Annotated in this window: 19 protein-coding genes and 3 tRNA genes; 11 read left to right on the top strand and 11 right to left on the bottom strand. The window is 54.2% G+C overall.

Going from position 1 to position 20,013, the window contains the following annotated elements; translation table 11 throughout:
* Positions 1-441: 441 nt before the first annotated feature.
* Positions 442-2,001 (top strand): galactarate dehydratase, encoded by a 1,560-nt coding sequence (gene garD / locus ACPXSQ_RS13900; RefSeq protein WP_426144094.1) that lies wholly within the window; start codon positions 442-444, stop codon positions 1,999-2,001.
* Between the two features lie 119 nt (positions 2,002-2,120).
* Here the strand turns inward: garD and ACPXSQ_RS13895 are convergent, their stop codons facing one another.
* The 4 genes from ACPXSQ_RS13895 to syd form a co-directional block, all read right to left on the bottom strand.
* Positions 2,121-2,567 carry a flavodoxin gene (locus tag ACPXSQ_RS13895; protein WP_015699618.1) on the bottom strand — a complete coding sequence of 149 codons (447 nt, stop codon included), beginning with the start codon at positions 2,565-2,567 and terminating at the stop codon, positions 2,121-2,123.
* 12 nt (positions 2,568-2,579) lie between these two features.
* A complete protein-coding gene (truC, locus tag ACPXSQ_RS13890; protein ID WP_014594461.1) occupies positions 2,580-3,359 on the bottom strand; it encodes a tRNA pseudouridine(65) synthase TruC in 780 nt (259 codons plus the stop codon).
* A complete protein-coding gene (locus ACPXSQ_RS13885) occupies positions 3,359-3,688 on the bottom strand; it encodes a YqcC family protein (protein WP_013026961.1) in 330 nt (109 codons plus the stop codon). Before ACPXSQ_RS13885 ends, truC begins: the two co-directional genes overlap by 1 nt.
* A gap of 579 nt (positions 3,689-4,267) precedes the next feature.
* Positions 4,268-4,816 (bottom strand): SecY-interacting protein, encoded by a 549-nt coding sequence (gene syd / locus ACPXSQ_RS13880; protein ID WP_019104739.1) that lies wholly within the window; start codon positions 4,814-4,816, stop codon positions 4,268-4,270.
* Positions 4,817-4,877: 61 nt separating this feature from the next.
* Here syd and queF point away from each other — a divergent pair, with 61 nt between their 5' ends.
* The 3 genes from queF to xni all read left to right on the top strand — a co-directional run bounded on the left by queF (position 4,878) and on the right by xni (position 8,049).
* Complete coding sequence (gene queF, locus ACPXSQ_RS13875) at positions 4,878-5,723, top strand: NADPH-dependent 7-cyano-7-deazaguanine reductase QueF (protein WP_024471444.1); 846 nt, start codon at positions 4,878-4,880, stop codon at positions 5,721-5,723.
* Between the two features lie 169 nt (positions 5,724-5,892).
* Positions 5,893-7,257 (top strand): nucleotide 5'-monophosphate nucleosidase PpnN, encoded by a 1,365-nt coding sequence (gene ppnN / locus ACPXSQ_RS13870; RefSeq protein ID WP_014605152.1) that lies wholly within the window; start codon positions 5,893-5,895, stop codon positions 7,255-7,257.
* A gap of 33 nt (positions 7,258-7,290) precedes the next feature.
* Positions 7,291-8,049, top strand: coding sequence for a flap endonuclease Xni (gene xni, locus ACPXSQ_RS13865; RefSeq protein WP_014605151.1), 759 nt, complete (start codon positions 7,291-7,293; stop codon positions 8,047-8,049).
* Between the two features lie 42 nt (positions 8,050-8,091).
* Here the strand turns inward: xni and rlmM are convergent, their stop codons facing one another.
* From rlmM to ACPXSQ_RS13845, 4 genes are all read right to left on the bottom strand, one after another.
* The gene (gene rlmM / locus ACPXSQ_RS13860; RefSeq protein WP_013026966.1) at positions 8,092-9,192 is read right to left on the bottom strand and encodes a 23S rRNA (cytidine(2498)-2'-O)-methyltransferase RlmM; all 1,101 of its coding nucleotides are present in this window, start codon (positions 9,190-9,192) and stop codon (positions 8,092-8,094) included.
* Complete coding sequence (locus ACPXSQ_RS13855; RefSeq protein WP_014605150.1) at positions 9,185-9,580, bottom strand: DUF423 domain-containing protein; 396 nt, start codon at positions 9,578-9,580, stop codon at positions 9,185-9,187. Before ACPXSQ_RS13855 ends, rlmM begins: the two co-directional genes overlap by 8 nt.
* A gap of 50 nt (positions 9,581-9,630) precedes the next feature.
* Positions 9,631-10,548: a transcriptional regulator GcvA gene (locus ACPXSQ_RS13850; protein WP_426144089.1), complete on the bottom strand. Its 918-nt coding sequence runs from the start codon at positions 10,546-10,548 to the stop codon at positions 9,631-9,633.
* Positions 10,549-10,884: 336 nt separating this feature from the next.
* Positions 10,885-11,106 carry a YgdI/YgdR family lipoprotein gene (locus tag ACPXSQ_RS13845; protein ID WP_013026969.1) on the bottom strand — a complete coding sequence of 74 codons (222 nt, stop codon included), beginning with the start codon at positions 11,104-11,106 and terminating at the stop codon, positions 10,885-10,887.
* 211 nt (positions 11,107-11,317) lie between these two features.
* On the opposite strand from ACPXSQ_RS13845, the gene csdA reads away from it, so the two are divergent.
* Both csdA and csdE read left to right on the top strand, forming a co-directional pair.
* A complete protein-coding gene (gene csdA, locus ACPXSQ_RS13840; RefSeq protein WP_105091895.1) occupies positions 11,318-12,526 on the top strand; it encodes a cysteine desulfurase CsdA in 1,209 nt (402 codons plus the stop codon).
* Between the two features lie 2 nt (positions 12,527-12,528).
* A complete protein-coding gene (csdE, locus tag ACPXSQ_RS13835) occupies positions 12,529-12,978 on the top strand; it encodes a cysteine desulfurase sulfur acceptor subunit CsdE (RefSeq protein ID WP_013026971.1) in 450 nt (149 codons plus the stop codon).
* Here the strand turns inward: csdE and tcdA are convergent.
* Positions 12,975-13,775, bottom strand: coding sequence for a tRNA cyclic N6-threonylcarbamoyladenosine(37) synthase TcdA (gene tcdA, locus ACPXSQ_RS13830; RefSeq protein WP_014594469.1), 801 nt, complete (start codon positions 13,773-13,775; stop codon positions 12,975-12,977). The two genes, csdE and tcdA, sit on opposite strands and share 4 nt — an antisense overlap.
* Positions 13,776-13,824: 49 nt before the next feature.
* A complete protein-coding gene (mltA, locus tag ACPXSQ_RS13825; protein WP_019104743.1) occupies positions 13,825-14,973 on the bottom strand; it encodes a murein transglycosylase A in 1,149 nt (382 codons plus the stop codon).
* A 204-nt stretch (positions 14,974-15,177) separates the two neighbouring features.
* Between mltA and ACPXSQ_RS13820 the strand changes: the two genes are divergently transcribed.
* The 4 genes from ACPXSQ_RS13820 to dsdA all read left to right on the top strand — a co-directional run bounded on the left by ACPXSQ_RS13820 (position 15,178) and on the right by dsdA (position 17,054).
* Positions 15,178-15,254, top strand: a tRNA-Met gene (locus ACPXSQ_RS13820).
* A 61-nt stretch (positions 15,255-15,315) separates the two neighbouring features.
* Positions 15,316-15,392: transfer RNA gene (locus ACPXSQ_RS13815), tRNA-Met, on the top strand.
* 60 nt (positions 15,393-15,452) lie between these two features.
* A tRNA-Met gene (locus ACPXSQ_RS13810) sits at positions 15,453-15,529 on the top strand.
* Between the two features lie 196 nt (positions 15,530-15,725).
* Entirely contained in the window at positions 15,726-17,054 is a 1,329-nt protein-coding gene (gene dsdA, locus ACPXSQ_RS13805) for a D-serine ammonia-lyase (protein ID WP_426144085.1), read from the top strand.
* Positions 17,055-17,184: 130 nt separating this feature from the next.
* Here the strand turns inward: dsdA and amiC are convergent, their stop codons facing one another.
* Complete coding sequence (gene amiC / locus ACPXSQ_RS13800) at positions 17,185-18,429, bottom strand: N-acetylmuramoyl-L-alanine amidase AmiC (RefSeq protein WP_128391887.1); 1,245 nt, start codon at positions 18,427-18,429, stop codon at positions 17,185-17,187.
* Positions 18,430-18,663: 234 nt separating this feature from the next.
* Between amiC and argA the strand changes: the two genes are divergently transcribed.
* Positions 18,664-19,992: an amino-acid N-acetyltransferase gene (gene argA, locus ACPXSQ_RS13795; RefSeq protein ID WP_013026976.1), complete on the top strand. Its 1,329-nt coding sequence runs from the start codon at positions 18,664-18,666 to the stop codon at positions 19,990-19,992.
* Positions 19,993-20,013 lie beyond the last annotated feature (21 nt).

The following is a 20,013-nucleotide window of genomic DNA, read 5'->3' as shown; positions in this document are numbered from 1 at the left end:
AGATGTAGGTTAAACACGGCGATTTTTTTTAATGGCAAACCGATAATGCGTCGTGACGAATAACCTGATCGGGAAAACGGAAATCAGTATAGGAAGCGGGTTTGGGTGAGGCATTGGAACATCACCCTGGAATAAGGTGAATGAACGATGATTTTTTGGGCTAATGCATAAACTGCTGCGGGACGTTTCACGTTATTTGTAAAAAGTCACAATAAGCACGCCCAAACAGGCGTTGATAAGCGGCTTTGTGAGAATCTTCACTTGATTTAGTAAAAAGATAATAAAACCGCGTCATCTCTCAGCCGAATATAGGTCAATTGCACAATGTGCAGGCGGTAACACCTTCTTATACTGACGGTGGCAAATACCGAACCTGTGACACCTGACGTCTCATAATGAATGCGCCGTACCAGCAAGGCGCTACGCACTGGAAGGTGAGCGATGAACCCCATTTCAAAAGAGCAGCCGCTTTACATTAAAGTTCACGAAAACGATAACGTTGCGATTGTGGTAAACAGCCAGGGGCTGACTGCGGGCACCACGTTTAAAGATGGATTAACACTAACCGAACATGTACCGCAGGGGCATAAGGTGGCGTTGGTTGCCATTCCTCAGGGTCAGCCTGTGTTGCGCTATGGTGAAATTATTGGCCTTGCCGTTCGTGATATTGCCCAAGGCAGTTGGATCGATGAGTCACTCATTGCGCTTCCGGACGCACCGGATTTGCAGAGTTTGCCCCTGGCGAATAACGTGCCGCCTGACTTACCGCCGCTTGAAGGTTATACCTTCGAGGGCTATCGCAACGCTGACGGCAGCGTGGGCACCCGTAACCTGTTGGGCATTACCACCAGCGTTCACTGCGTGGCGGGCGTGGTGGATTATGTGGTGCAGATCATAGAGCGTGATTTGCTGCCCCGTTATCCCAATGTGGACGGCGTGGTTGCGCTAAATCATCTCTATGGCTGCGGCGTGGCAATCAACGCGCCTGCGGCGGTTATTCCTATCCGTTCCGTCCACAACCTGGCCCTTAACGCGAATTTTGGCGGGGAGATCATGGTAGTCAGTCTGGGTTGTGAAAAACTACAACCTGAGCGCTTGTTGACCGGTACGCCCGACGTGCAGCCCATCTCGCTGGATGAGGAGGATATTGTGCGTTTGCAGGATGAGAAGCTGGTGGGCTTTGGCGCCATGGTGGATGAGATCCTCCAGGTCGCAGAGCGCCATCTGAAACGGCTTAACCAGCGCCAGCGTGAAACCTGCCCTGCCTCGGAACTGGTCGTGGGCATGCAGTGCGGCGGCAGTGATGCTTTTTCTGGCGTGACGGCGAATCCCGCGGTGGGCTTTGCTTCCGACCTGCTGGTGCGCAGCGGCGCGACCGTTATGTTCTCTGAGGTCACCGAGGTGCGCGATGCTATTCACTTACTGACACCGCGCGTGACCAATCAGGAAGTGGGTCAGCGGCTGATTGAAGAGATGGCATGGTATGACCGCTACCTTGATCAAGGCAAAACCGATCGCAGCGCCAATCCCTCACCGGGCAACAAGAAAGGTGGGCTGGCAAACGTGGTGGAAAAAGCCCTGGGTTCCATTGCCAAATCAGGCCGAAGCCCGATTGTGGAGGTTCTGTCGCCCGGACAGCGTCCGACACGACGTGGACTGATTTTTGCCGCGACGCCCGCCAGCGATTTTGTGTGCGGCACGCAGCAGCTCGCCTCAGGTATCACCCTGCAGGTCTTTACCACCGGCAGAGGAACCCCGTATGGCCTGGCGGCAATCCCGGTGATAAAAATGGCTACCCGTAACGCGCTGGCCGAGCGCTGGCATGACCTGATGGACATCAATGCTGGCACGATTGCGACAGGCGAGGAAACCATTGAGCAGGTTGGCTGGCGGTTGTTTGAATTGATACTGGACATTGCCAGTGGCAGAAAGCAAACCTGGTCAGATCGCTGGGGAATTCGTAATCAGCTGGCCGTATTTAATCCCGCGCCGATAACCTGAGAAACGGGAGCGCGCAGGGCAATGACGGAACGCGCTGTACGCAGAATCCTGTTGTCGTAACACCGCTGCCGCCGGTGTAATCCGGACGGCAGCGGAACAGCGTAGCAGCCTTGATCTTATCAGAGCTGCTTGCCCCACTGCTCAACCCACGGCGTGGTGACGGATTCAGGTTCTGGATGTTCCGTGGCATCAACCAGCAGAACCTCACCTACCCGTTTAGCCTGGTGCTCCTGTAACAGGGCATCAAAGCGCTTACCCGCACCGCAGAAATTCTCGTAGCTGCTGTCGCCCAAGGCAATAACGCCGTAGCGCAGCCCTGGCTGGTGGCCCAGTTTGTCCTGCACGTCATGGAACAGGCCAGAAATAGTATCCGGGAAATCGCCCTGACCGGTGGTTGATGTAATCACTAAGGCGACATCATTCGCATAGTTTTGCCATTCGGCTAACGTAGGATCTTCAAAAATCTTCACGTCATGGCCCTGCTGCTGCAATGCCGGTTCTGCTTCTTCTGCAACCAGTAATGCATTGCCATAAACGGTGCCTACAAAAATACCAATTTTCGCCATTTCTTTTCCCCTTTATTCCGTCCCGCTATCCTGACCTGAGCCAGCCATAAACTCAACCCGTGGCACATCCGGCATACAGGCCTGCCAGCCAAACTGATCCATCACCCGTTGCCAGACAAGATCAAGTCCGGCGCGAATAACCAAGGGTTCTCCCGTCACCGGGTGGCTGAGCGACAAGCTACTGGCATGCAACATTAAACGATTTGCGCCAAAGTGTGCAGCCGCCCCCCGATTCTGACGCAAATCGCCATGGGCCGAATCGCCGATAATGGGATGGCGAAGATGAGACATATGCCGACGCAGCTGATGCTTGCGTCCGGTTTTGGGTTTGAGCTCAATCAGGCTGTAACGCGCAGTGGGATAACGACTCACTGCGACCGGCATTTCTACGGTTGCCAGTGAGGCGTAATCGGTCACCGCAGGCTGAGGCGCGCGGGGGTCGCTGACAAATTTGTCGGCAATTTTATCCAGTTCTTCGACAAGCGGATAATCCAGCCGATCGCGGCCTTCAAGCCAGCCGCGCACCACGGCATGATAGGTCTTCTCCATCTGATGATGCTCAAACTGCTGGGAAAGCAGGCGGCCCACCTCACTGGACAGGCCCATTAGCAGAACGCCCGATGTGGGGCGATCAAGCCGGTGCGCCGTGAAAACATGCTGGCCTATCTGGTCGCGTACCGTCTGCATGACAAACTGCGTTTCATGGCGATCAAGCCAGCTACGGTGGACCAGCCAACCAGCGGGTTTGTTCACCGCCACCAGCCACGCATCCTGATAAATGATCTCTAACATCAGGCAGACTCATCCTCCAGAAGGGCATCCAGCTGCTTTAACGTCAACACCAGCAGGGCACGACCGGGCTGCCCGGGCGTTAACGCCACTTCAAAATAGGGGGCGATCGCGACGTTCTTCGGCAACGGCTGCCCGGCACCAATGATGGCCTGAACGCGCGGTATCAGCACCCACTGTAACCATTCCAGCGGCTGAAGCGTATCAAGGAAGAAAGGTTGCTGGCTGGTGAACGCGTGATCGTCTGGCGCAACAGACTGCCAGAGATCGTGCTCGCGCATTATCGCTTCGACCTGTTCGAGTCGTTGCAAAATTAAGTGTTCCAGCGTCATGCTTCACCTCTGACCGGATAAAAATGGGCGGCAAGCATAACCCGCAGGCATAAAAAAAGGGAGCACTGTATTAAACAGTGCTCCCGGTTCGTTTGCAGCTTTCCCGCTACGTTAGTGCTCCCTGCTCATCCGTGACAACTTTTCCCGTGCGAATTCCATTCGCGCATCATCCTGACAAATCCTTAGCATCCAGGCCCGCCACCTCTTCTGAGGGGCTCTCATTCTCCGTCCTGGAGGTGTCCTTTAACTCAATCCAGAGTGTCCTGCTTCATCCTGAAGCCTTCCTTGTGACGTAAACTCCGTTACGCTCCGGCCTCCTGGCTACCGTCATCCTGACGGCTCCTGTTGTCCAGGACATCCTGTCCGCGAGTGATATTCTCGTCAGAAATTACTCAGAGCACAAGGTGGTAAAACGCCTTATAACGATATCTTATGAAAAGCGCTCATCAGCGCAGCTAATAAGTTAATGATTTACAATATTTTTACATCTTTCCGAAATGATCACTGCGTGAAGGATAGAGCGATCTCTCACAGAGCTTGTAAGAGATCTCTCACACCGCCGATAGCGGATATCTGCAACTAGTCACTAAGCGGTTGTAAATCATTAAGAAATGATGGGATATCAGGTGCCAGCGTCTGGCGATGTTTGCGCCCTGGGGTTTCGAGAATGACATGTCCGCTCAGGTTACACAGCGAGATAATGTTTTCTTCGGAATCTGTTGTCGCGATAAACAGCGTCGGCGCCTGCTTCAGCCGGCGCTGCATCACTAAATGACCAATCAGATTTTCCTGCAGTCGGACAAAATCCTCTTCGCTCCAGACCTGCAGAAGCGTTAGCCTGATTTGGTCGTGAGTGGCGCGCATGTCTCCCGCGAACTGGTGGGTATAAAATGCGATAATCTGCGGCTGTAGCTGGATATCCAGCGCGCGCTCAACGGCATCCAGAGACGGCGGCAGGCTAAAGGGCTGCGGCTGCCACAGCGCCCGCTCGCCACGATTTTCAATCAGGCAGGGTGAAGGAACGCCATAAAGATCGCTACTGGCCGGTGCATGGCCATTATTCTGCTGCCAGTGCAGACAGTATCGGGTGGTAAAATCAGTTAACGCTTCAGCCGTTTGCTGCATCATTCAAATTCTCACTTCTGATAGGTTACACTTACTCACTTTGATGACCTCAGTGGTAACCGTTATGTCTTCTTATCAGCCGGATCCGGCGCTCAGCAACCTGACGCTTGGCAAGCCCACAGCTTATCACGATCGCTATGACAACAGCTTATTACAGGCCGTTCCGCGCAGCATGAACCGCGAACCACTCGGCCTTTATCCTGACAACCTGCCTTTTACCGGAGGCGATATCTGGACGCTATATGAACTCTCCTGGCTCAACAGCAAAGGCGTTCCGCAGGTGGCGGTTGGCGAAGTGGTGCTGGACGCCCATAGTCGTAATCTTATCGAGTCCAAGAGTTTCAAACTCTATCTTAACAGCTTTAACCAGACGCGGTTCGCAGACTGGGGCGAGGTGCGCCAGACGCTGGAGCAGGATCTGCGTGTCTGTGCCGAAGGCGAGGTGCGCGTCGCGCTGTTTCGGTTAAATGAAATTGAAGGTCAACCTGTGGGACACTTTGCAGGCTACTGCATAGATGAGCAGGATATCGAAATTGAAGATTATGCCTTCAATGCCGATTATCTGATTAACGCAGCCGGTCAGGAACAGGTGGAAGAAACGCTGGTCAGTCACCTGCTGAAGTCCAACTGTCTGATCACGAATCAGCCTGACTGGGGCTCGGTGATGATTCGCTATAAGGGCCCACGGCTCGATCGCGAAGCGCTGCTGCGCTACATCATTTCATTTCGTCAGCATAATGAGTTTCATGAACAGTGCGTTGAGCGTATCTTCAATGACCTGATGCGTTTTTGTCAGCCCGAACAGCTCACCGTTTACGCGCGTTATACGCGTCGGGGCGGACTGGATATTAATCCATGGCGCAGTAATGTGCCCTTTACGCCGGGTCATTCTCGTCTGGTTCGTCAGTAGTTTGCGAGGTATTTCTCAGGCTGCCGGTCAACTATAGCGTTCCACTTGAGTCAGACCTGCCGACAAGGCTACTCTGGGCAAGGCGGCATACAGTGGATTGCCAACCAGGGATTTTCGTCACTGCATTTGCAGTGTCAGCCATCACCCCAGCGGGTGCAAAGGAGTTCATTTGATTACACATGTCAGCCCTCTTGGCTCTATGGATCTGCTCTCCCAACTGGAAGTAGATATGCTGAAGCGCACAGCCAGCAGCGATTTATATCAACTTTTCCGTAACTGCTCGCTCGCCGTGCTCAATTCTGGCAGCCAGACTGACAGCAGCCACGAGCTCCTGTCCCGCTTTGAGAACTTCGATATTAACGTGCTGCGCCGCGAGCGCGGCATCAAGCTTGAACTGATCAATCCCCCCGAAGAGGCCTTTGTTGACGGCCATATTATTCGTTCACTGCAGGCTAACCTGTTTGCCGTGCTGCGCGATATCCTGTTTGTTAACGGCCAGTTAGCCAGTTCCGGCCGGTTACCCTGCGCAGAAGACAACGATTCGGTCATGATTACCAACACCGTGTTTTCTATTCTGCGTAATGCCCGGGCATTACACGTGGGCGAATATCCCAATACCGTTGTCTGTTGGGGCGGCCACTCGATTAACGCGGTGGAATACCAGTACTGTCGTAACGTCGGTACGCAGTTGGGCCTGCGTGAACTGAATATTTGTACCGGCTGTGGCCCGGGCGTGATGGAAGCACCCATGAAGGGGGCGGCGGTAGGCCATGCGCAGCAACGCTACCGCGACAGCCGCTTTATCGGTTTAACCGAGCCGTCGATTATCGCGGCTGAACCGCCTAACCCGCTGGTGAACGAACTGATCATCATGCCGGACATCGAAAAACGTCTGGAAGCCTTTGTACGCATTGCACATGGCATCATTATTTTCCCTGGCGGCGTGGGGACGGCAGAGGAGTTTCTTTACCTGCTGGGCATTCTGATGAATCCGCAAAATGAGCATCAGGTTCTGCCGCTCATTCTGACCGGGCCGAAAGAAAGCGCCGACTATTTCCGTGTGCTGGATGACTTTATTGTCAGCACGCTCGGGGAGCAGGCACGTAAGCATTATCAGATCATTATTGATGATGCCGCCGAGGTGGCCCGCCTGATGAGAAAAGCGATGCCGCAGGTGAAAGAACACCGCCGCGAAACGGGTGATGCCTACAGCTTTAACTGGTCTATCCGCATCGCGCAGGATTTGCAGGTGCCCTTTATGCCAACGCATGAAAATATGGCCAATCTCAATCTCTACACTAACCAGCCGCCGGAAAAATTGGCAGCCGACCTGCGCCGGGCGTTCTCGGGCATTGTGGCAGGTAACGTTAAAGAGATGGGCATCCGTGAGATCCGGGAAAAAGGCCCTTATAAACTGCACGGTGATGCCGACATCATGCACCGCATGGATGAACTGCTACAGGGCTTTGTGGCGCAGCAGCGTATGAAACTGCCAGGTACTGCCTATATCCCGTGCTACGAAATCATTAAGTAAATCAGGAGGCAGCCGCTGGGCTGCCCTTACCTTATGTCACATCACTTACTTATTGTTGATGCACTCAATCTCATTCGCCGCCTTCATGCCGTTCAAGGCTCTCCCTGTGTGGACGGCTGCGTGGCGGCATTGCGCCAGCTTCTCGGCCACACGCGTCCTTCTCACGTTGTGGCCGTGTTTGACGGGGAAGCGCGCCATCAGGGATGGCGGCATCAGCTGCTGCCCGACTATAAAAGCGGTCGCCCGCCCATGCCGGAAGATTTGCAGGCTGAAATGCCCGCTTTGCAGGCGGCGTTTCGGGCCGTGGGCGTGAGCTGCTGGATTGCCGAACAGGATGAAGCCGACGATCTGGCGGCCACGCTGGCGGTAAAAATGGCGCGGGCGGGCCATCAGGCCACTATCGTTTCCACCGACAAAGGCTACTGTCAGCTACTGGCACCGGACATTCGCATCCGCGATTATTTTCAGAAGCGCTGGCTGGATTTGCCGTTTATTGAAACGGAGTTTGGCGTTGCGCCCACTGTACTGCCCGACTACTGGGGATTATGCGGCATCAGCAGCAGTAAAATCCCGGGTATCGCGGGCATCGGCCCCAAAAGCGCCCGGGAACTGCTGCAGCAGTTTGGCTCACTGGAATCGCTTTACCAACAGTTGGATCAGGTCCCCACCAAATGGCGCAATAAACTGCAGACAGGGCAAGAGATGGCGTTTATAAGCCGCGACGTCGCCCGGCTGAAACAGGATTTGGTGCTGGAAGGAAATCTGAATTTACTGCGTTACAGCGGTGACTAGCATCGTCAACCGATCGGGCGCCATCGCGCCCGATCGGTTCGATTAGCGCTCGTCGCGACGGCCACCGACCGCGGCCCAGATACGACGAATATGCACCGTTACTTCTTCACGATCGTGGTAGAGCTGGCGTGCGCGAATTTGCGCATTAATGCCATTTTCCGTGAGGCGCTGCTCGATCATGGCCAGATTCTGCGTGACTTCTTCATACCGCTTCTTCATGGGCAGCTTCAGGTTGAAAATGGCCTCACGACACCAGCCATTCACCAGCCAGTCCGCCATCAGATTTGCCACGCGAGCCGGTTTTTCCACCATGTCGCAGACCAGCCAGCTGATATTGGTGCGCGGTGGGCGGAAGCGGAAACCGTCTTCGCGTTCGTGAAAGACCTGTCCGGTATCCATCAGACTCGGTGCCATGGGGCCGTTATCCACGGCGTAGACCATCATGCTGCGCTGTACCAGCTGATACGTCCAGCCGCCAGGGCAGGCGCCCAGATCCACCGCATACATGCCGCTGGCTAACCGCTCATCCCACTCGTCGGCGGGTACAAAAACGTGGAAAGCCTCTTCCAGCTTAAGCGTTGAACGGCTTGGCGCATCAGAGGGAAACTTAAGACGCGGAATGCCCATATAAAAGGGGGAATTGTTTTCTGGCAGCGAATAGCCCACGTAACAGGTACCGGGAGCAATAAAGAACACGTGCACGACCGGGCGTTTTGGGCTCTCGTAATTAAGCAGAATTTTGCTCTCACGCAGGCTGGCACGTAGGGGAACGGTAAACTTGCGGCAGAATTTGGTGAGCTCTTTTGCTTCATTGGTGTCAGGCACCTCAACACGCAGCTCGCCGCCTTTCTCGACCACACCGCTCAACATGCCAACGATAGGCGAAATACGATCGTCCTGAGGCAAGTCACGCAGCAGCTCGCCGACAACCAGCATCTGGCGGGCGAAAATCAGGGTTTCAAATGGCAGTTCCCGAATCAGCCTTTCCGCATCGGGCTGCTGATAGCATTCAAACAGCACATAACCGGCATCTTCTTTTACCCGTGGAAAGCCGTAGACGTTACGCTCTGCGGCTTTCGCACTAATCTCTGCCGCACACTCTTTTTCAAAGCCGGAGCGGCAATACAGTAAAACTTTATTCATGGCGTTCTGCCTTGGTTTTAAGACGCAGTGCGCCAATCAACATCAATAGCCAGCCGACGAGGAAGAATAGGCCTCCGACTGGCGTGATAAATACAAAAAACGTTAAATGCGACAGCGCCAGTGAATAGAGGCTGCCGCTAAATAATACGGTTCCCAGCGCCATAGACGCACTGCTCCAGTAAAACCAGATGTTACAGCGATACAGCATTGCCGCACCCAGCCCCAGTACAGCCAGCGTATGGTAAGCCTGATATTCCAGCCCGGTGTGAATCCAGGCCATTTCAGTGGCTCCCAGCGTTTTGTTCAACACGTGAGCACCAAAAGCACCAAATGCCACCAGGAAAAAGCCGCTGATGGCCGCAAAAATAAACATGGCACGTCTGGACATCAATCTATCCTCAAGGTGCGTTTGCAGGTCCCTGCAAAAAAATCAAAAAGTTACTGATCATAACGAAAGCGGAATTTTTCTTGTTCGGTTGACGCTTTAGCGAGGATCCACTGTCGAAAGGCGGCTATTTTACCCAGTTCTGCCTGGCTGTCATGACAAACCAGATAAAAAGCATTTTTGCTCACTAAAACGTCATTAAACGGACAAATCAACCGCCCCGCTTCGATTTCGCTCTGCGCCATAACGTTATTGGCCAATGCCACGCCCTGACCATGAATCGCCGCCTGCAACACCATGGCGCTGTGACTGAAGATGGGGCCCTGTTGAACGTTGATATGCTGAACGCCGAGCTGACGAATATAGGATTGCCAGTCACGACGCGACGCATCATGCAGCAGAGTAAAGCGAGCAAGATCCATAGGGGTTTTAAGCGGATTTTCCCCGGTCATCAACGCCGGAGAACAGACCGGCAGCAGGTATTCTGCGTAGAGTTTTTCCACCCGTAAGCCAGGCCAGTTGCCCCGACCATAGAAAATCGCCACGTCCACATCGTCGGCCAGTTTCTCCTCATCGCGGTCAACGGCCTGGATACGGACATCGATTCCCGGATAAGCCAGATTAAAGCTGGAGAGGCGCGGCACGAGCCATTGAATGGCAAAACTCGGCAGTAAACTGACCGTGAGCGCGCCTTTGGCACTGCGTGCCTGCAGCTTGCGCGTGGCTTCATTCAGGGCAGAGAAGATTTCTTTAATGTCCAGATAGTAGCTTTGCCCCTCTTCCGTGAGCAAAAGCGAACGATTCCTCCGCCTGAACAGCTTTAATCCCAGAAAATCTTCCAGTGATTTGATCTGATGGCTGACGGCAGCCTGGGTGACAAACAGCTCTTCAGCCGCTTTGGTAAAGCTTAAATGGCGTGCTGCGGCATCGAAAACCCGCAGTGCATTAAGGGGAGGAAGACGTTTTGACATGGTTATCCATAGCCAGCGTGGCAAAAAATACGCGAACTAATACAAAGGCTTTACGTATTAGAATTTATAATCCGAGACATTATAAATTGTCCGTTGATGAAGCTCCAGCAAATACCTATAGTTGCGCTACTTCCTGAGCCGGAACGAAAAGTTTTTAGATTTGTGAGTGAGTTCGCAGATTTTCTGAAAGCTTTTGGCTTGTGGTCGTGATGTTGTGTTTGCAATTTTGGTCTGACCTTTACAGATCAAGCTTTTTTAATTCCTGTAGATTTACCCTGTCTGTCCATTGTGATATTGAGTAGCACCGCAAATTGCGGTGCTTTTTTTATGGGCTGATTACTTCATTTCAACCATTTCTTTCACATCTGAACGGTTAATCTGCTGCTCATTGCCATTCGCATCTTTATAGCTGATCATACCGGTGTCAGTATCGACCTTTGGTTTGCCTTCAGCGACGATAGTGCGTCCATCATTGGTATGCATCACGTAGTTGCTTGAACAGGCAGCCAGGGTAAAGGCCATTGTACAAATGGCCAGCATTGCGGCGAGTTTTTTCATCTTCTATCTCCTTGCAGATTGATTGCACCAAACCCCCCGCGTTACGCTGACCAAAGAAACGGTCAAGTGCGATCGACTGTAAGTAGGTCGTCTCGCCATGCGGGTTAAGTTTATACCTTGCAATACTCAGCATAACCCGCTTTTCCAGCTTTGCCAGACAGACAGCCATCTTTCAGCCTGGACCTGAAAATTAACAACCTGTGAGCCACGTATGAGCGCCTTCAACCCTTCTTCATTTCGTCAGCAGTTTCCTGCGCTAAACGATGCCGGTGTCTATCTTGACAGTGCCGCCACCATGCTGAAACCGCAGACGGTGATAGACGCGACGCAGCAATTCTACAGCCTGAGCGCTGGCACCGTTCACCGGAGCCAGTTTGCTGCTGCCCGCCAGTTAACGGAGCAGTACGAACAGGCGCGTAGCATGGTGGCACACTGGCTGAATGCCGCCAGCGATCGCCAGATCGTATGGACGCGCGGCACCACTGATGCGATAAACCTGGTGGCGCATGGCTGGTTAGCGCCGCGTTTACAACCTGGCGATGAGATAATTGTCAGTGAGGCAGAACATCATGCGAATCTGGTGCCCTGGCTGATGGTTGCGCAGGCCAGCGGCGCGCGGGTGGTGAAATGGCCGATTGGTGCCGATCGCCTGCCGGATATCTCACTGCTGCCTGCGCTGATTAACAACCGGACCCGGCTGCTTGCGGTCGGGCAGATGTCTAACGTGACCGGCGGCTGTCCCGATTTAGCGCAGGCCATTGCGCTGGCCCACGCAGCAGGCGCAAAAGTCATGGTGGATGGCGCTCAGGGCGTGGTGCATTGCCCACCGGATGTGCAGGCGCTGGATATTGATTTTTATGCTTTTTCCGGCCACAAGCTCTATGGGCCAATGGGCATTGGCGTGCTGTACGGAAAAGCGGAACAGCTGGAAGAGATGGTTCCCTTACAGGGCGGCGGAAAGATGCTGACACAGGTCGATTTTACCGGCTTTACGCCGCAGCCCGTTCCCTGGCGTTTCGAGGCGGGCACACCCAACGTTGCTGGCGTTACCGGGTTAAGCGCCGCGCTCGGCTGGCTGAAGCAGTTGGATATGCGCAAAGCCGAGATGTGGAGCCAGCAGCTTGCCAGCCTGGCCGAGGAGCAACTGGCTGAACTGCCCGGCTTTCGTAGCTTCCGCTGTGGCAGTGCCAGCCTGCTGGCCTTCGACATTCAGGGCATTCATCACAGCGACATCGTGACGCTTCTGGCCGAGCACGGTATCGCCCTGCGGGCGGGTCAGCATTGCGCTCAGCCATTGATGGCGGCATTGGGCGTTGACGGCACGCTGCGCGTTTCGTTTGCACCTTATAATAATCTTCAGGATGTCGATGCCCTGCTGCGCGCCATGCGCAGCGCCATCGATCTGTTATCGGAGTTTTAATAATGAACGCACCGCTGTTAGCGCCTCACCCGTTCGGCGCTGAAATCACCACGGCTGATTTACAGGCTACCTTCTCCCGCTTTCATCAGTGGGAAGATCGCTACCGGCAGCTGATTTTACTGGGACGGCAGTTACCCGGGTTGCCTGACGCGTTAAAAACAGCGGATATCGAACTGAGCGGCTGCGAAAACCGCGTCTGGTTCGGCAGTCAACTGGGAGAGAAGGGTACCCTGCACTTCTATGGAGACAGCGAAGGTCGTATCGTGCGCGGTCTGCTGGCCGTGTTGCTGACCGCCGTTGAAGGCAAGACGCCAGCTCAGTTGCTGGCGTCCGATCCGCTCGATCTGTTTGAGGCGCTGGGCCTGCGCGCTCAGCTTAGCGCATCACGCAGCAGTGGCCTGAAAGCGCTGGCTGACGCCGTGCGGCAGAGTGCCCAACGGTATCAGGGTTAAGCCTGGCGCGCCGCGCGCGCCAGAAACTTCTTCAGGGCATGGGATACCGCAACAAAGCCGAAGGTGGCCGTCACCATCGTTGCCGCGCCAAACCCGGATTCGCAGTCCATTCTTTTCGGCCCTTCTGCCGTACTGCGTGAGGCGCAAACCGTGCCATCCGCCTGCGGATAAACCAGCGCCTCAGTAGAAAATACGCAGTCGATGCCCAGCTTGCCTTTGCTGTTCTTCACGACACCAAACTGTTTAAGGCGCTCGCGCAGTTTGGCCGCAAGCGGATCCTGGATCGTTTTGGCTAAATCGGTGACCTGAATTTGTGTCGGATCGATCTGGCCGCCTGCGCCACCGGTAGTGACCAGCGGGATCTTGTTGCGCCGACACCAGGCAATCAGCGCGGCTTTGGGCCGCACGCTATCAATGGCATCAATCACGTAATCGATATCGCCCGTCAGCAGGGTCGCCGTGTTTTCCGGCGTAATAAAATCATCAATGCACACCACTTCACAATCAGGATTAATGGCGCGCAGGCGATCCGCCATGACTTCCGTCTTGGCTTTACCCACGTTGCCATGGATCGCATGTATCTGACGATTGGTATTGGTGATGCAGACATCGTCCATATCGATCAGGGTAATCCTGCCGATACCGGTGCGTACCAATGCCTCTGCAGCCCAGGAACCTACGCCACCAATCCCAATGACGCAGAAATGCGCATCCGCAAACCGCTGCAGAGCCTGCTGGCCATAAAGACGTGCCGTGCCACCAAAGCGCTGGTGCCAGGCATCGTTTAACACTTTCATAGTCAAACCTGTTACAGAGTGCGGGCCAGAACGCCCGCCACATCAAAAATTAGTTAGCACCCAACAACAGGGTGCCGTTGTTGCCGCCCTGCGCATTGCTGAACAGCGGCTGACCGGCGCCAGGGGCAGATTTAAGCACCCATACGCGTCCATAATGGTTATAGAAACCGGCAAGATGAGCGGCATCCGGGCCCACGCCCTGATAAATGTCGAAGTGCTGGCCTTTGATGGCACCGCCAACATCCAGCGCCACCATCATTCGCATCTCATATTTACCGTTAAATTTCCCTTTTTCATTTAACTGCGGCACTTCTGCCAGCAACACCGTTCCGGCAGGAATCAGTGAGCGGTCTGATGCCACAGAAGCTTTCGCCACCAAAGGTACAGCGCTGGCACCGCGCACCGGCACATAGTCTTCAGGTTTGAAAAACACAAATGAAGGGTTGGTTTCTAACAGCGCACGCACTTCCTGCGGAGAATGCTCCTCAGCCCACTGGCGAATCGCCTGCATGGACATGTCTTCTCGCTTCACTTCGCCACGATCGATCAGCTCTTTACCGATGCTATGATAGCCCCAGCCGTTTTTTCCGCCATAACCAAAAAAGCGCATTGGACGCCCGTCGCCAAAATCAACGTAGCCGCTCCCCTGTACGTCCATAATAAAGTTATCGATGAGTGAATTACTCCAGGCAATCACATAGCGATCGTCCAACCCACCACTATATATAGAAGCACGGCTTGGCAGCTTTTGTCCGCGCTTACGTGGCGGCATCCGGTAAATGGGATACTGGAACTCACCCTGACGGGTGTAACGTGCCTCAACGACTGGCGTGTAGTACCCGGTGAACTGCACGTTGCCGTAATTGTCTGTGCCTTCCATCTGAAACGCGTCCAGACCAAACTGGCGCAGCTGGCGCGTATCGCCGCCGGCTATCAGCCAGTTTTCTACCGCACTGTAAGTACTGTTGTTACGGAGAAACAGGCCAGAGGAGGCAGACTGAATCTGCCTGACCTGTTCACCAAAGTCTCGGCCGTTAACCGGGCGGCCTTTAGCATTAGGTTGATTGACCAGCGCAAGGGGCTGATCCAGTTTGCCGTCTTTATATTGCTGACCCCGATCGGTTGGCTTACCGCTACAGCCAGCCAGCAGCGCTAAAAATGCGCCAGTAAGTGCGTACTTCGCCCAACGTCCTTTCATCTTCATCTCTTTTTATAACTGTTCGCCACGCGACGATAGCAAAGCCGTCATCAGAATGAAATCCATCCTGTTTCGTCATAACGGATATCGGCGCAATAAATCACCAAATGGAGGAATCCTTCATCAATTAACAGCAAATTTAGCCTTTTAGGGCAAAAAGGGGTTGCAACAATCATCGTGCGGAGTATAGTGCGCATCCACGGACGCGGGGTGGAGCAGCCTGGTAGCTCGTCGGGCTCATAACCCGAAGGTCGTCGGTTCAAATCCGGCCCCCGCAACCAATTCTTCTGTGATTTTGCTCATACAGAAGAGACAATGTGAAAGTCGCTATGCGCAATCGGACGCGGGGTGGAGCAGCCTGGTAGCTCGTCGGGCTCATAACCCGAAGGTCGTCGGTTCAAATCCGGCCTCCGCAACCAATTTTCTGTGATTTTGCTCACACAGAAGAGACAATGTGAAAGTCGCTATGCGCAATCGGACGCGGGGTGGAGCAGCCTGGTAGCTCGTCGGGCTCATAACCCGAAGGTCGTCGGTTCAAATCCGGCCCCCGCAACCACTTTAAACACCTGAAAGGGTGTTTTTTTGTTTCTGAAATTCGCTCAACCGCCAGCGTAGTCAACTCTCCTTCTCTCCCTCTTTTTAAGCTGTTATCGCGTTTTGCCACTCAGACAGAACCCTGTTCAGGCCGCAGCTATTGCTCTTGCCGCTATATTTCTGTTTTGATAATTCATTCGGACATCACAAGGTCTGCTATGAATAACCACAATATTGCTACACTGACCACTCAGTTTCCGCACGTCGCGGATTTAATTGCGCTCAATGAAACCACCTGGTTTAATCCCGCCACGACCACCGTCGCAGAAGCCTTACCCCATGTTGGCCTGACGGCCCAGGATGTTGAAGAGGCACATGCACGTCTGAACCGGTTTGCACCTTTTCTGGCACAGGCCTTTCCTGAAACGGCCGCCACGGGAGGAATTATTGAGTCGGAGCTCGTAGCCATACCGGCGATGCAGGCGCGGCTACAAAGAGAATACGGACAACACATTGCGGGTACGCTGCTATTGAAGAAAGACAGCCACCTGCCAATTTCTGGCTCAATCAAAGCGCGTGGTGGGATTTATGAAGTGCTGACCCATGCCGAGAAACTGGCACTGGATGCAGGTTTACTGACCCGGGAAGAGGATTACAGCAGGCTACTCTCGCCTTCGTTCAGGCAATTTTTTAACCGGTACAGTATTGCCGTGGGCTCAACCGGTAATCTTGGCCTGTCGATTGGCATCATCAGCGCCCGTCTTGGCTTTAAAGTTACCGTGCATATGTCGGCGGACGCCCGCGAATGGAAGAAAGCCAAACTACGCAGTCACGGCGTCACGGTAATTGAGTATCAACAGGATTATGGCGTAGCGGTAGAGCAAGGACGTAAAGCGGCAGAGTCCGACCCGGACTGTTTCTTTATCGACGATGAAAACTCCCGCACCCTGTTTTTAGGTTATGCCGTTGCCGGGCAGCGCCTGAAGGCTCAGTTTGAACAGCAGGGCCGCGTGGTTGACCGCCATCATCCGTTATTTGTGTATTTACCCTGCGGCGTGGGCGGTGGGCCCGGCGGCGTCGCCTTTGGTCTGAAGCTGGCTTTTGGTGAACACGTTCACTGCCTGTTCGCTGAACCCACCCACTCTCCCTGCATGTTGCTGGGCATCTGCACGGGTTTGCACGAGGGTATTTCGGTACAGGACATCGGCATCGACAATATCACGGCAGCCGATGGACTGGCGGTCGGACGCGCTTCCGGCTTCGTTGGCCGGGCCATGCAGCGCCTGCTGGACGGGCTCTATACGCTTGACGATCAAAGCCTGTACGACATGCTGAGCTGGCTGGCGCAGGAAGAAGACCTGCGGCTGGAGCCCTCGGCCCTTGCCGGTATGGCTGGCCCCCAGCGCGTCTGCAGTGCCACAGCTTACCTGCAAATGCACGGTTTTACCGCGGCGCAGTTAGGTCAGGCGACACATCTGGTCTGGGCAACGGGCGGCGGAATGGTGCCGGAAGACGAAATGGCCCGTTATCTGGCAAAGGGGCGCTGAGCACCCGGCGGCCTCTGAACAGCAGGCCAACCTGCGCGGCCTGATCCTGAAGCCGCGCGGAATCGCTTTCCGGTCCTGGTGTCTCAGCAGGCCAGGAAAATGCGCCAGCGGCCGTTTTCCTGAGGGTTACTCAGCGATGAGCCAGTGCGACACCGCTTTTAAAATAGGCTTTGATTCCTTCCAGTATCGCCTCTGCCACCTGATGCTGATAGCGCGTGGTGCGCAACTTACGCTCTTCTTCAACATTACTGATAAAGGCCGTTTCCACCAGGATAGAGGGAATATCTGGTGCCTTAAGCACGGCAAAACCGGCCTGATCCACAGTGCGTTTGTGCAGGTGATTGATGCGCCCCATGCGGTGCAAGACTTCTTTACCAAACTTCAGGCTGTCATGGATCGTCTGGCGCTGCACCATATCAAACATGGTGTGATCCAGATAGCGATCTCCACTCATGCTGACGCCACCAATCTGATCGGCTTCGTTCTGGGTTTGCGCCAGGAAACGCGCCGCCGCAGAGGTCGCGCCGCTGGTCGACAGCGCAAACACGGAAGAACCGCGCGCGGCCCGGCTGGTAAATGCATCGGCATGGATAGAGACAAACAGGTCGGCACGTTGCTTGCGTGCTTTAGCAACCCGCACCCGCAGAGGAATAAACACATCCTCGTTGCGGGTCATGTAAGCCTTCATGTTGTGCTCTTTTTCGATCAAGGTTTTCAGCCGACGGCCAATCTTCAGCACGATATCCTTTTCACGTGTTTTATGTTTACCGTGGGCACCGGGATCTTCACCGCCATGCCCGGGATCGATCATGATGATGATCGGGCGATCGCGCCCCGCTTTACCGGGCAGAGGCGCCTGAACGGCCTCATTTTTTTCCAGATCGCCCTGATTGTAATCTTTAAGTAATGCCAGAAGCGGATCATCTTCAACGCTCTCCTGGCTGGGATAGAGATCGACCACCAGTCGGTGTTTGATCGTGGACACCGGGTCAAGGCTGAAGATTTTAGGGGACACGTTGCGCTTCAGTTCCAGTACGACGCGCACGGTATTGGCATCAAACTGCCCCACTCTGGCGCTTTTAATAAAAGGATCGTCAACACGCACGTGCTGATTCACGCCCTTAAGGACTGAGTTAAGATGCAAGCCATCGATATCAATGACCAGGCGGTCAGGGTTCGTCAGGGCAAACTGCTTGTACTTAAGCGCGACGTTAGACTCCAGCGTCATACGCGAGTAAGTGGAAGAGGGCCAGATGCGGACCGCTAAAATATGGCTGGTCGCGGCCATACTCACACCGCTGACGCTGAGCAGTAACAGCGCCCCTGTACCTTTTAATAATCGTCTACGTGAAACCAGGGGATTACCTTCCGACATGCCACTCCAGCTGTTATATAGTGTTTAAAAAAAACGGCAGCCAAATAAAATGGCGGCGAAAACTTTATCCAATCCTGCAGGCAATGTCACCCCGGAAACCCCAAATAATGCAGGCTGTTAGCGGCTTTGGCACCAAAAAAAACGTAAATTATCGTCAGGATTAGCGCTTGCAAAACGATGGCTAAAGGCATAAAAATACACAAAATACGAATAAACATTCACTGAGGGTTAGCCGTGAAGGAACGTAGTACCGAACTGGTTCAGGGTTTTCGCCACACCGTTCCCTATATCAATGCGCATCGGGATAAGACATTCGTCATCATGCTCGGCGGTGAAGCCATTGAGCATGAGAATTTCTCCAGTATTGTCAATGATATCGGCTTGCTGCATAGCCTCGGTATCCGTCTGGTCGTGGTGTATGGCGCGCGCCCACAGATTGATGCCAGCCTGGCGGCACATCAGCTGGAACCGGCTTACCACAAATATACCCGTGTGACCGATGCTCAGTCGCTGGAACTCGTCAAACAGGCCGCAGGCCGGCTGCAGCTGGATATCACGGCCCGGCTCTCAATGAGCCTGAACAACACACCTTTGCAGGGCGCGCACATTAACGTGGTGAGCGGTAACTTCATTATTGCTCAACCGCTCGGCGTGGATGACGGGGTGGATTACTGCCACAGTGGACGCATTCGTCGTATTGATGAAGAGGCCATTCATCGTCAGTTGGATAACGATGCCATTGTGCTGCTTGGCCCGGTGGCGGTGTCGGTGACGGGTGAAAGCTTTAACCTGACGTCTGAAGAGGTTGCCACCCAGCTCGCCATTAAGCTCAAGGCCGAAAAGATGATTGGCTTCTGTTCTGAACAAGGCGTGATCGATCGTGAAGGCAATATTGTCTCGGAGCTCTTTCCTAACGATGCGCAGGCACGTATCGATGAAATGGAAAGCGACGGTGATTTTCTTTCAGGTACCGTGCGTTTTTTACGGGGCGCGGTAAAAGCCTGTCGCAGTGGCGTGCGCCGCAGCCATCTCATCAGCTATCAGGAAGACGGTGCGCTGCTGCAGGAGTTGTTCTCGCGCGACGGCATCGGGACGCAGATTGTGATGGAGTCGGCCGAGCAGATCCGCCGTGCCACCATCAACGACATCGGCGGTATTCTGGAGCTGATTCGCCCGCTGGAGCAGCAAGGCATTCTGGTACGTCGCTCACGTGAGCAACTGGAAATGGAGATCGATAAATTCACCATCATCCAGCGCGATAACCTGACCATCGCCTGTGCCGCGCTTTATCCGTTTATGGATGAAAAGATTGGGGAAATGGCCTGCGTCGCAGTGCATCCGGACTATCGCAGTTCATCGCGTGGCGAGTTGCTGTTGCAGCGCGTCGCGCTACAGGCTCGGCAAATGGGGCTGGAAAAACTGTTCGTGCTGACTACGCGCAGTATTCACTGGTTTCAGGAGCGCGGTTTTACGCCGGTGGATATTGAGTCGCTGCCAGAAAGTAAGAAAGAGATGTACAACTATCAGCGCCGCTCAAAGGTGCTGATGGCGGATTTAACCTGACAGTCACCGGGCGGCAGCCAT

Source organism: Pantoea sp. EEL5 (assembly GCF_049892805.1).
GTDB lineage: Bacteria > Pseudomonadota > Gammaproteobacteria > Enterobacterales > Enterobacteriaceae > Pantoea > Pantoea ananatis.
This window is presented reverse-complemented; position numbering and strand designations above follow the sequence as displayed.